This window comes from Streptomyces altiplanensis (assembly GCF_053591575.1).
The window spans coordinates 65294-76836 of record NZ_JBSFUB010000025.1 but is presented as its reverse complement, the minus strand read 5'-3'; the positions used below and the strand labels follow the sequence as shown (position 1 = coordinate 76836).

8 protein-coding genes are annotated in these 11543 nt (G+C 72.5%); 3 read left to right on the top strand and 5 right to left on the bottom strand.

The features are described from left to right. Positions 1–93: 93 nt before the first annotated feature. Positions 94–804: a PAQR family membrane homeostasis protein TrhA gene (trhA, locus tag ACWD0Y_RS14555; protein ID WP_450260684.1), complete on the bottom strand. Its 711-nt coding sequence runs from the start codon at positions 802–804 to the stop codon at positions 94–96. Positions 805–1026: 222 nt separating this feature from the next. Here trhA and ACWD0Y_RS14550 point away from each other — a divergent pair, with 222 nt between their 5' ends. Then, positions 1027–2859: a phosphoenolpyruvate carboxykinase (GTP) gene (locus ACWD0Y_RS14550; protein WP_450260683.1), complete on the top strand. Its 1833-nt coding sequence runs from the start codon at positions 1027–1029 to the stop codon at positions 2857–2859. A 221-nt stretch (positions 2860–3080) separates the two neighbouring features. Here ACWD0Y_RS14550 and ACWD0Y_RS14545 read toward each other — a convergent pair whose 3' ends face one another. The 3 genes from ACWD0Y_RS14545 to ACWD0Y_RS14535 form a co-directional block, all read right to left on the bottom strand. Then, positions 3081–3470, bottom strand: coding sequence for an SCO4983 family protein (locus ACWD0Y_RS14545; protein ID WP_450260682.1), 390 nt, complete (start codon positions 3468–3470; stop codon positions 3081–3083). Between the two features lie 75 nt (positions 3471–3545). Continuing rightward, a complete protein-coding gene (locus ACWD0Y_RS14540) occupies positions 3546–4757 on the bottom strand; it encodes a pyridoxal phosphate-dependent aminotransferase (RefSeq protein ID WP_450260681.1) in 1212 nt (403 codons plus the stop codon). 243 nt (positions 4758–5000) lie between these two features. Beyond that, complete coding sequence (locus ACWD0Y_RS14535; RefSeq protein ID WP_450260680.1) at positions 5001–6551, bottom strand: carboxylesterase/lipase family protein; 1551 nt, start codon at positions 6549–6551, stop codon at positions 5001–5003. Between the two features lie 216 nt (positions 6552–6767). On the opposite strand from ACWD0Y_RS14535, the gene mptB reads away from it, so the two are divergent. Then, positions 6768–8276 (top strand): polyprenol phosphomannose-dependent alpha 1,6 mannosyltransferase MptB, encoded by a 1509-nt coding sequence (gene mptB, locus ACWD0Y_RS14530; RefSeq protein WP_450260679.1) that lies wholly within the window; start codon positions 6768–6770, stop codon positions 8274–8276. A gap of 97 nt (positions 8277–8373) precedes the next feature. Next, the gene (locus tag ACWD0Y_RS14525; protein WP_450260678.1) at positions 8374–9765 is read left to right on the top strand and encodes a carbohydrate-binding protein; all 1392 of its coding nucleotides are present in this window, start codon (positions 8374–8376) and stop codon (positions 9763–9765) included. Between the two features lie 65 nt (positions 9766–9830). Here the strand turns inward: ACWD0Y_RS14525 and ACWD0Y_RS14520 are convergent, their stop codons facing one another. Further along, entirely contained in the window at positions 9831–11441 is a 1611-nt protein-coding gene (locus ACWD0Y_RS14520; protein ID WP_450260677.1) for an N-acyl-D-amino-acid deacylase family protein, read from the bottom strand. Between the last annotated feature and the right edge of the window lie 102 nt (positions 11442–11543).

Sequence of the window (11543 nt, the reverse complement as noted above, 5' to 3'; positions counted from 1 at the left end):
CCCAGATCCGCTCGTCGGACCAGTCGGCGGGGTCGGTGCCGTTGGGCCTCGAGGCCGCGGCCACCGCGGGAAGAGCGGGAACGGCGCGGGCCGTCAGGCCGAATAGGCCACCATCGAGATGCCGATGTAGTGCGCCACGAAGGCGGCCAGGGTCAGCGAGTGGAACACCTCGTGGAACCCGAACCACCGCGGTGACGGGTTGGGGCGCTTGAGGCCGTAGATCACGCCTCCCGCGCTGTAGAGGAGGCCGCCGACGACCACCAGCACCAGTACGGCGATGCCGCCCGCGCGCAGGAAGTCGGGGAGGAAGAAGACCGCGGCCCAGCCCATCGCGATGTAGCAGGGGGTGTAGAGCCAGCGCGGGGCGCCGACCCAGAAGACCCGGAAGGCGATCCCCGCGAGGGCCGCCGCCCAGACCGCCCACAGCAGCGTGCGGCCGGTGGACTCGGGCAGCAGGAGCACCGTGAGGGGCGTGTAGGTGCCCGCGATGATCAGGAAGATGTTGGCGTGGTCGAGTCTGCGCAGTACGGCCTCACCGCGCGGACCCCAGGTGCCCCGGTGGTAGACGGCGCTGATGCCGAAGAGCAGGCAGGCGGTCAGGATGTAGATCCCGCAGGCCACGCGAGCGCGAGTCGAGTCGGCGAGGGCGATGAGCACCAGGCCGGCGACGACGACGGCGGGGAACATCCCGGCGTGCAGCCAGCCGCGCAGTTTCGGTTTGACCGGGCTCGGGAGGTCGATCTCGACAGGCCCTCGTCCGGGACCGTCGGGGGGCGTGAGCTGATCGGACTCGGCGGAGGTCATACGCGCAATCCTACCTACGCGACCGTAGGTTACGACCAGGTACGGGCGCTATGAGTGGCGATGCTCACGTGTGCGGCCCCCTGGACAGATGGGCGGATGGGTCGGATGATCAAATGAGTGCGGTCGGCACCGGATGAGCGCCAGCGAAACAACGTCGTGAAGCATCCGGGTCGCGGCCCCCACGGGGCATATACCTGAAAACACCCTCACTTAGGAGCAACCGTGGCGCGCGAGAACGCGGCTCCCACCACCCTTCCGACGAACCACCAGGAGCTGATCTCCTGGGTCGACGAGATCGCAGCCCTCACCGAGCCGGACCAGGTCGTCTGGTGCGACGGCTCGGAAGCCGAGTACGAGCGGCTCGCCGAGGAGCTCGTCGCCAAGGGCACGTTCAAGAAGCTGGACCCGGTCAAGCGCCCGAACTCCTACTACGCCGCCTCCGACCCGAGCGACGTCGCCCGCGTCGAGGACCGCACGTTCATCTGCTCCGAGAAGGAGGAGGACGCGGGCCCGACGAACCACTGGAAGGCCCCGGCGGAGATGCGGGAGATCTTCGCGGGTGAGAAGGGCATCTTCCGCGGCTCCATGCGCGGCCGCACCATGTACGTCGTCCCGTTCTGCATGGGCCCGCTCGGCTCGCCGCTGTCCGCCATCGGGGTGGAGATCACCGACTCGGCGTACGTCGCCGTCTCGATGCGCACCATGACCCGCATGGGCCAGGCCGTCCTCGACGAGCTCGGCACCGACGGCTTCTTCGTCAAGGCCGTCCACACCCTCGGCGCCCCGCTCGCCGAGGGCGAGGCCGACGTGCCGTGGCCGTGCAACTCCACGAAGTACATCTCGCACTTCCCCGAGGACCGCGAGATCTGGTCCTACGGCTCGGGCTACGGCGGCAACGCCCTGCTCGGCAAGAAGTGCTACGCCCTGCGCATCGCGTCCGTCATGGCCCGCGACGAGGGCTGGCTGGCCGAGCACATGCTCATCCTCAAGCTCACCCCGCCGAAGGGCGAGGCGGAGTCCCCCAAGTACATCGCCGCCGCCTTCCCGTCCGCCTGCGGCAAGACCAACCTCGCCATGCTGGAGCCCACGATCTCCGGCTGGACCGTCGAGACCATCGGCGACGACATCGCCTGGATGCGGTTCGGCGAGGACGGCCAGCTGTACGCGATCAACCCCGAGGCCGGTTTCTTCGGCGTCGCGCCCGGCACCGGCGAGCACACCAACGCCAACGCCATGAAGACCATGTGGGGCAACTCCGTCTTCACCAACGTCGCGCTCACCGACGACGGCGACGTGTGGTGGGAGGGCATGACCGAGGAGGCGCCCGCGCACCTCACGGACTGGAAGGGCAACGACTGGACCCCCGACTCCACCACCCCGGCCGCCCACCCCAACGCCCGCTTCACCGTCCCGGCCGGCCAGTGCCCGATCATCGCGCCCGAGTGGGAGGACCCCAAGGGCGTGCCGATCTCGGCCATCCTCTTCGGTGGCCGCCGTGCCACCGCCGTGCCGCTGGTGACCGAGTCCTTCAACTGGCAGCACGGCGTCTTCCTCGGTGCGAACGTCGCCTCCGAGAAGACCGCCGCCGCCGAGGGCAAGGTCGGCGAGCTGCGTCGCGACCCGTTCGCCATGCTGCCGTTCTGCGGCTACAACATGGGCGACTACATGGGCCACTGGGTCAAGGTCGGCGCCGACAAGGACCAGTCCAAGCTGCCGAAGATCTACTACGTCAACTGGTTCCGCAAGAACGACGCGGGCAAGTTCGTGTGGCCCGGCTTCGGTGAGAACAGCCGCGTGCTCAAGTGGATCGTCGAGCGCCTGGAGGGCAGGGCCGAGGGCGTCGAGACCCCCATCGGCATCCTGCCGGCCAAGGGCTCCCTGGACACCAAGGGCCTGGACCTCTCCGAGGAGGAGCTGGACTTCCTCCTCACCGTCGACAAGGAGGTCTGGCGCGAGGAGGCCGCCCTGGTCCCCGAGCACCTCAACACCTTCGGCGACCACACCCCGAAGGAGCTGTGGGACGAGTACCACGCGCTGGTCCAGCGCCTGGGCTGATCCCCGGTACGACAGGGCTCCGCGGCCGGGCCTTCCTGACATCCGCCCTGACCTGTGGGGTCATGGGCCCGCCGCGGCACGGCCCCCGAAGTCCCCTCACGGCTTCGGGGGCCGCACCCTTCCGCTGCCGGTACGGCGGGGCCGATGCGGCGGCCGTCCCTGTGCGGGGGAGTAAAGGGGCACCCGGCCCGTGCGCCGCGGCGGCACACGGGCCGGGGCCGTCAGTGGGCTCCGACGAGGCGGAGCTCTTCGAGCGCGGCCGCGTGTGCGTCCATGCGCTCGGCGGCGAGGATCGCGACCGCCGTGTCGGCGCGCGAGGCGGCGACGACCAGTGCGCGGCCCGCGAGCTCGTGGGCCCGGCGGTGGAGTGCGACCGGGGCCGCGTGCGTGAGGCCGGCGTGCCGGGCCGGCGGGGCGCCGCGCAGCCGGGCGATCTGGGTGGCGATGCGGTCGGCGGCGGCGCCGAGGCTCAGCTCGTCGGTGACCGCGAGGAGCGTCGCGAGGTGCCCGGCGAGCTGGATGTCCAGCTCCTCCTCGCGGGAACGGTGCGGGAAATCGGGCCGGTCCTCGTCCATGCGATGGACCGACTTGCTGCGGATCGGCTCGTACATGGGATGGCCTCCTGGCAGAGTCAGGAGACCATCCTACATTGGATTCTGTCTAAGGTTGACCCCAGTCGCACTCGCCTACGGCTGTGTGTATCCGTCCAGGAAGGTGCCGATCCGTGTCACCGCGTCCGCCAGGTCCTCCGCCGCCGGCAGCGTCACGATGCGGAAGTGGTCGGGGTCGGGCCAGTTGAAGCCCGTACCGTGCACGACCATGATCTTCTCGGCCCGCAGCAGGTCGAGGACCATCTCCCGGTCGTCCTTGATCTTGTAGACCTTCGGGTCGAGGCGCGGGAAGAGGTAGAGCGCGCCCTTGGGCTTCACGCAGGTGACGCCCGGGATCTGGGTGAGCAGGTCGTACGCCGTGTTCCGCTGCTCCAGGATCCTGCCTCCCGGCAGCACCAGGTCCTCGATCGACTGCCGCCCGCCGAGCGCCGTGGCCACCGCGTGCTGCGACGGCATGTTGGCGCACAGGCGCATGTTGGCGAGGATCGTGAGCCCCTCGATGTACGACGAGGCGTGCGCCTTCGGGCCGCAGACCGCCAGCCAGCCGCTGCGGTAGCCGGCGACGCGGTAGTTCTTCGACAGCCCGTTGAAGGTGAGGGTCAGCAGGTCGGGGGCGATGGCGGCGGTCGGGGTGTGCGTGGCGCCGTCGTACAGGATCCGGTCGTAGATCTCGTCGGAGCAGACGATCAGGTTGTGGCGGCGGGCGATCTCGGTCAGGGCGCGCAGCATCTCGTCGTCGTACACCGCACCCGTCGGATTGTTCGGGTTGATGATGACGATGGCCTTGGTGCGGTCCGTGATCTTTCGCTCGATGTCGGCGAGGTCCGGCATCCAGTCGGCCTGCTCGTCGCAGCGGTAGTGCACGGCCGTACCGCCCGCGAGCGAGACGGACGCGGTCCACAGCGGGTAGTCCGGTGCGGGGACGAGCACCTCGTCGCCGTCGTCGAGCAGCGCCTGCATCGACATCTGGATCAGTTCGGAGACGCCGTTGCCGAGGTAGACGTCCTCGACGTCGAGCTCGATGCCCTTGGTCTCGTAGTGCTGCACGACCGCGCGGCGCGCCGCCAGCAGCCCCTTCGCGTCGCCGTAGCCGTGCGCGCCCGAAAGATTACGGAGGATGTCCTCCAGGATCTCGGGCGGGCACTCGAAACCGAACGCCGCCGGGTTTCCGGTGTTGAGCTTGAGGATGCGGTGACCCGCCGCTTCGAGCCGCATCGCCTCCTCGAGCACGGGGCCGCGGATTTCGTAACAGACGTTTGCGAGCTTCGTCGACTGGATCACCTGCATAACGGCCACCTTACGGGCGCATAACGGGACCCGCTCCGTGTTTTTGGCCACGCGGCCCGGCCGGGGCGCCGGAACGGCGATTTCACGGACGTCGGAAGGCGCGGGTGCCGCCACCGCCCGGACTGCTCCGAACGGGGGTCCGGGCCGCCCGGGCCGCCCCGAACGGGGGCCGGACCGCTCCGGTCCGAGGAGCGGGGACCGTACGGCGGACGTGTCGCCGGTCTCGCTCCCTGCCGAGTGGTCTCAGGGGCGCAGGGGCGGGAATTCGACCCGGCTCCAGAGCGCGCGGACGGCGGCCGGGTCACCGTCGGCCAGACCGTCGCCGGTGTTCCAGATCTTGACGGGGCCGGGGGAGTCGGTGGAGCCGGTGGCCGGCGGCCAGCCGGGATCGCCGGTGGCGGCGAAGCCGGCCCACGCGCGCACCATGGACCGGGAGAGCCGGTGGTCCTCGGCGTCGGGCGGGCCGCCGACGAGGAACTCCAGGCATGCGGTGCCGAGGTTCCCGAAGGCGAAGGGGACGTCGGCGCAGTGCCAGGCCCGCACCGCCGTGCCCGGTCCGGTGCGGCGGCGGGCGAAGCGCGAGCGGAACGCCCGGCCGCCGGCCCGGGCATGCCGCTCGGCGAGCCGGTTGCTGTACTCGCCGAACAGCAGGTCGCCGAAGACCGCGAGGTAGACGTCGAGCACCGGAGCATGGGGCATCAGGGCGCGGTAGCCGGACACCAGGCCGTCAGGAAGGCCGAAGTCCTGCGCGAACAAAGCCAGTTGGTCGTCGGTGGTTATCCTGGCGCTGCCGCCGACGGCGTCGAACAGCCAGCACTCCTCAGTCGTGTGGCAGACCAGCAGGTCCACGTCGCGGGCCGCGCCGGAGGCCACTCCCTCCAGGGGGTCCGCGGGCAGGATGTCGCCGTCGACGACCGGGGCGTAGATCACGGGGTCGTAGTGGCGTGCCCCGGAGGCGGGGTTCTTGCGGTAGGCGTCGGCCACCTGGTCGGAGGCGTCGACCAGCGCCCCGGGGGTCGCGGACCTCAGCCCTTCGGCGGTGGCCGGGCAGCCCGCCGCCGCGGCGACCTCGCGGGTGGTGGCGACAGCGAGTCCGAGCGAGTAACAGGGACCGACGACGCTGTGGGCGATGGCGCGGCGGAACAGGCCGCGGGCGCGGTCCATCACCATGAGGCAGGCGACGGAGGCGGCCCCGGAGGACTGGCCGGCGACCGTCACGTTGCCGGGGTCGCCGCCGAAGGCGGCGATGTTCTCGCGGACCCAGCGCAGGGCGGCGACCTGGTCGAGCAGGCCCCGGTTCTCCGGGTACGAGGTTCCTCCGTCGGCCGGCACGTGGCCGAATCCCTCGAAACCGAGCCGGTAGTTGAGGGTGACCACGACGAGCCCGGCCCGGGCCAGCGCGGTTCCGTCGAAGTCGGGCTGGGCGGAGGACCCGAAGGTGTAGGCGCCGCCGTGGATCCAGACCAGGACGGGCAGGCGGCCGTCGGACGAAGACGGACCCGAAGACGGCGACGCGTCCGGAGCCGGAGCCGGGGCCCAGATGTTGACGGTGAGGATGTCCTCGTCGCCGGGGGACCAGACCGGCGCACCCGGCAGCCGGGCCGACTGCGGGGCGACGGGACCGAAGGCACCGCCGTCCCGGACGCCCGTCCACGGCGGTGCGGGGCGCGGTTCCAGGAACCGGCCGGCGCCGAACGGGGCGGCGGCATAGGGAATGCCGAGGACCGCGACGACGCCGGGAACGGGCCGGTGGCCCAGCACCGGGCCGCCCTGCGTCGCGAAGATGTCGTTCATGGAATGCGTCTCCCCCCGCGGCACGTCGGAGCGCCGCGTACGGGCATGAGCATTTCACCGCCCGCCTCCCCGGGACCAACACCGGGATCACACCGATTGACGCACTCCTGATGTCAGTCCCCGCGGTGCCGCCCCGTGCCGTCCCGCGGCGGTCCCGGCCCGTGCCGTACCGTGCCCCGGCCGGCTGTTCGTACAGCTCCGATAAATTGACCGGTCATGTGGACGCTGAGTGCTGTCGGGTATCGCCGGCTGGGTGCCGCCGGATCGGTCGCGGTGGCCGTGGGCGGCATCGCCGCCGGAAGGCTGCCGGCCCGTGACCCGTGGGGGATGTGGGTCCCCCACGGGTCCGCGACGACCGTGGCGGCCGCCGTCCTGGCGTACCTGGGCCTGACCCTCCTGGTCGTGTCCTGGTGGCGGTACGGGCGGCTGGTGGCCCGGGGCGCGGCGGGCGGGGTGCGCGAAACGCTGGTCACGCTGGTCTGGTGGGCGGCGCCCCTGGTTCTGGCCCCGCCGCTGCACAGCGCCGACGTCTACAGCTACGTCGCGCAGGGCGCGATGGTCCTCGAAGGCCATGACGTCTACACGTCCGGACCCTCGGTCCTCGGCCCGGACGAGCTCGGAGCCGACGCCGCGGCCAGTGTCGGCGGCCACTGGACCGACACCCCCGCCCCGTACGGGCCCGTCTTCCTGATCCTGGCGAAGGCGGTGGTCGGGGTCACGGACGGGCGGATCGTCCCCGCCGTGTTCGGGATGCGGCTCGTCGCCCTGGCCGCGCTCGCCCTGACCGCCTGGGCGACGCTGCGCATCGCCCGCGCCCGCGGCGCCAGTGAGACCGGCGCGCTGTGGCTGGGCGCCCTCAACCCGCTGATGCTGATCCACGTCGTGGGCGGCATGCACAACGACGGCCTGATGATCGCCCTCATGCTGACGGGCGTGGTGTGCGTGCTGCACGGACGGTGGATCCTCGCCAGCGCGCTCGTCGCGCTGGCGGCGACGGTCAAGTCACCGGCCGCCGTCGCGCTGCTCTTCATCGGCGTCCTGGTGGTCCGCCGCACCTCCGGACCGCTCCTGTGGCGCCTCGTGAAGGCGTTCGCCGTTCCCGCCCTGGTGGCCGGGGCGGTCGCCGTCGCCGCCACCCTGCTCAGCGGCACCGGTTTCGGCTGGCTGCGGACGCAGAGCGTCGCCGCGACCATCCACACCGCCCTCTCCGCCTCCAGCGACATCGGCCTGGGGCTCGGCGAGCTGGCGCGCCTGCTGTTCGGCTGGGACCCGGACCCGGTCAAGCGCGCGGTCCAGACGCTCGGCCTGGCCCTCGCGCTCGCCGTGATCGGTTACGCCGCCCTGGCGACGTCGCGCAGCGTGCGCCCCTGGCGCGGCGCCCCGCCCCCGCACCCGGTCCACGCCCTGGGGGTGGCCCTGCTGGCCCTGGTCGCCCTCTCGCCGATGGTGCAGCCGTGGTACCTGCTCTGGGGCATGGCGGCGGTCTCCGCCACCGCCTGGAACGGCAGGCTCGGCCGGATCCTGGCGGTGCTGTCCGCCGCCCTGGTCTACGAGACCCACCCCGACGGCAGCACCCCGGCGTACGGCTTCGTCGTCGTGGCCGCCGTGTGCGTGCTGGGCGCGGTGCTGCTGCGCAGGAGCGGGCGCGGGCAGGACGGTGAACCGTTCCGGGCCCCGGCCCCCCGGGCCCCGGCAGCCGTGGCGCCGGAGGCCATAACGCGGTGAGGGGGGTCAACTGAGAGCTTCTGCACGCCTGTTCGCACTCCTACGGTTTCGGGACACCCCACGTGCCACACCCCCACCGAGACCGAGGAGATTCCTCATGCCCCACAGACACGCCAGGGCGGCGTGCGCCGCCGTCGCCGCCGCCGGTGCGCTGATCCTCGCCGGGCCGCAGAGCGCGGCCACGGCGCAGCAGGTTCCCGGGACTTCCCCGGCGGTGACCGGGTCCGCAGCCGGCGTCCAGCCGGAACTGCTCGATGCCATGCGGCGCGACCTCGGGCTCAGCCGGGCACAGGCCGCGGACCGGCTGGAGAACGAGGCCGAGGCGGGCGCCACCGCGGGCCGGCTCCAGCACGCGCTGGCCGGGTCGTACGCCGGGGCGTGGGTGGCCGGGGCGGACTCCGCCACCCTCACCGTGGCCACCACCCGGGCCGCGGACGCCGCCGTGATCACCGCCCGGGGCGCGCGTGCCGAGGTCGTCCCCCACACGCTGGCCGAACTCGACCGCACCAAGGCCGCGCTGGACCGCGCGGCGGCCCGCGACGCGTCGACCGGCGTACCGGTCTGGTACGTCGACGTACGCGCCAACCGGGTGGTGGTACGGGCGGCCGAGCCGGCGGCGGCCGAGAAACTGATCACCGCGAGCCGCGCCGACCGTGCGCTTCTCACGGTGGAGAAGACCACCGAGCAGCCGCGCCCGCTGTACGACATCCGGGGCGGCGACGCGTACTACATGGGCGGCAGCGGCCGCTGTTCGGTCGGCTTCGCCGTCACCCGGGGCACCACGCAGGGCTTCGCCACGGCGGGTCACTGCGGCCGGGCCGGCACCACCACCACGGGGCACAACCGGGTCGCCCAGGGCACCTTCCAGGCCTCCACCTTCCCCGGCCGCGACACCGCCTGGGTGGCGGCCAACTCCAGCTGGACCGCGACCCCTTACGTCAGCCAGGGCGGCCGGAACGTCCAGGTGACCGGCTCGGTGCAGTCCCCGGTGGGCGCCTCGGTCTGCCGTTCCGGATCCACCACGGGCTGGCACTGCGGCACCATCCAGCAGCACAACACCAGCGTCACCTACCCCGAGGGCACCATCAGCGGAGTGACCCGGACGACGGTCTGCGCCGAGCCGGGCGACTCGGGCGGCTCCTACATATCCGGCAGCCAGGCCCAGGGCGTCACCTCCGGCGGGTCGGGGGACTGCCGCAGCGGCGGCACGACGTACCACCAGCCGATCAACCCACTGCTCCAGGCGTACGGGCTGACGCTGAAGACGACCACCGGCGACCCGGGTGACCCCGGTGACCCCGGTGACCCCGGTGACCCCGGTGACCCCGGTGACCCGGGCGAGCCCGGCGGCACGTGGGCGGCGGGCAAGGTCTACGCGGCGGGCGACCAGGTCACCTACGGCGGCGCGACGTACCGCTGTCTCCAGGGCCACCAGGCCCAGGCCGGCTGGGAGCCGTCGAACGTCCCGGCCCTCTGGCAGCGCGTCTGAGCTTTTGGACCGGCGCGGAGCACAGGTGGGGCACGGCTCCCCCCGGAGCCGTGCCCCACCTGTGCTCAGGCCGTACGCCGGACCGACCGGCCCGCGAGCACGTCCGTCCGCCGCCCGTCCTCGATCACGAACCGGCCGTCGACGAGGACGTGCGGGATGCCGGTCGGGAGGGTGCGCGGGGCCTCGAAGGTGGAGCCCGCCGCGACCGTCGACGGATCGAAGAGGACCAGGTCGGCGCGGTAGCCCTCGCGCACCAGCCCGCGGTCGGGCAGGCGCAGCCGGGCCGCCGGGCGGGAGGTGAGGTGCGCGACCGTCTCTTCCAGGGTGAGTACGCCCAGGTCGCGGGCGTAGTGGCCCAGGTAGTGGGGGAAGGTGCCGTACGCGCGCGGGTGCGGCTTGCAGCCCTGGAGGATGCCGTCGCTGCCGCCCGTGTGGACGCGGTGGCGCATGATCTGCCGGACGTTCTCCTCGTGACCGACGTGCTGGAGGATCGTCGAACCGAGGTTGTCGTCGATCAGCAGGCGCCGGGCGGTGACCCAGGGCGCCTCGCCGCGCTGCGCGGCGGACTCCGCGATCGTCCTGCCCACGCAGCTCGCCAGACCGGGGTCGCTGACGCCGGAGATCTCGATCGTGTCCCACTCGATGGGGACGCCGTGGCAGCCGTCCGAGCCGACGGCCTCCAGGTGGTGGCGGATCCTCTCGGCGCTCTCGTCGTCGCGGAGCCGCGCGAGCACCGCCTCGGGACCGCCCTCGCTCGCCCAGCTCGGCAGCATCGCGACGAGCGTGGTGCAGCCGGGGGTGTAGGGGTAGGTGTCGAGGGAGATGTCCGCGCCCTCGTCGAGCGCCTTGTCGAGGAGGGCGAGGAGGTCGGGCGCCCTGCCCTTGTTGACGCCGAAGTTCATGGTGGCGTGGGCGAGGTGGAGCGCGCAGCCGGCGTTGCGGGTGAGGATCACCATCTCCTCGTACGCGGCGAGGGCCCCGGCGCCGTACGAGCGGTGGTGGGGGCAGTAGTAGCCGTCGTACCGCGCCACCACGCGGCACAGCTCGGTGAGTTCGGCGTCGTCGGCGTACATGCCGGGCGTGTAGGTGAGACCGGACGACATGCCGACGGCGCCCTGCTCCATGCCCTCGGCGACGAGCTGCTTCATGCGGGTGAGCTCGGCGGGCGTCGCCGGGCGGTCCTCCCAGCCCGTCGCGTACATGCGGACCGTGCCCTGCGGGACGAGGTACGCGGCGTTGACGGCGATGCCCTGGCGGTCGAGCCGGTCGAGGTACTCGCCGACGGTCCGCCAGTCGAAGTCGACGCTCGTGTCCCCGGGCCCACCGCCGTTCCAGCCGGTGATCGCCCTGCGGACCTCGGCGAGCGTGCGGTCGTCGACGGGCGCGTACGACAGTCCGTCCTGGCCGAGGACTTCGAGGGTCACGCCCTGGGCGGCCTTGGCGCTGTGGTCGGGGTCGCGCAGCAGCGCGAGGTCGCTGTGCGCGTGCATGTCGATGAAGCCGGGGGAGAGGGCGAGGCCGTCCGCCTCCAGCGTGCGCCGGCCGGTGGGGCGCGGGCCGCTGCCGCCCTCCCGCCGGATCCCGGTGATGCGGCCGCCGTCCAGTGCGACGTCGGCCCGGTAGGAGGCACCGCCGGTGCCGTCGATGACGCGTACGTCGCGAATGACGAGGTCCATGGCTGTTCGCCTCTCTGAGTGTCTGCTGGAGGGGGAGGGGAAGCGGCGGGGGCGGGGCGCGGGAGAGCCCGGCCCGGCGGCCCGGCGCTCCGCCCCCCAGGG

Coding starts and splice junctions, on each gene's coding strand:
- trhA (WP_450260684.1), bottom strand. CDS start 804: ATGACCTCCGCCGAGTCCGATCAGCTCACGCCCCCCGACGGTCCCGGA.
- ACWD0Y_RS14545 (WP_450260682.1), bottom strand. CDS start 3,470: ATGTACGAGCCGATCCGCAGCAAGTCGGTCCATCGCATGGACGAGGAC.
- ACWD0Y_RS14540 (WP_450260681.1), bottom strand. CDS start 4,757: ATGCAGGTGATCCAGTCGACGAAGCTCGCAAACGTCTGTTACGAAATC.
- ACWD0Y_RS14535 (WP_450260680.1), bottom strand. CDS start 6,551: ATGAACGACATCTTCGCGACGCAGGGCGGCCCGGTGCTGGGCCACCGG.
- mptB (WP_450260679.1), top strand. CDS start 6,768: ATGTGGACGCTGAGTGCTGTCGGGTATCGCCGGCTGGGTGCCGCCGGA.
- ACWD0Y_RS14525 (WP_450260678.1), top strand. CDS start 8,374: ATGCCCCACAGACACGCCAGGGCGGCGTGCGCCGCCGTCGCCGCCGCC.
- ACWD0Y_RS14520 (WP_450260677.1), bottom strand. CDS start 11,441: ATGGACCTCGTCATTCGCGACGTACGCGTCATCGACGGCACCGGCGGT.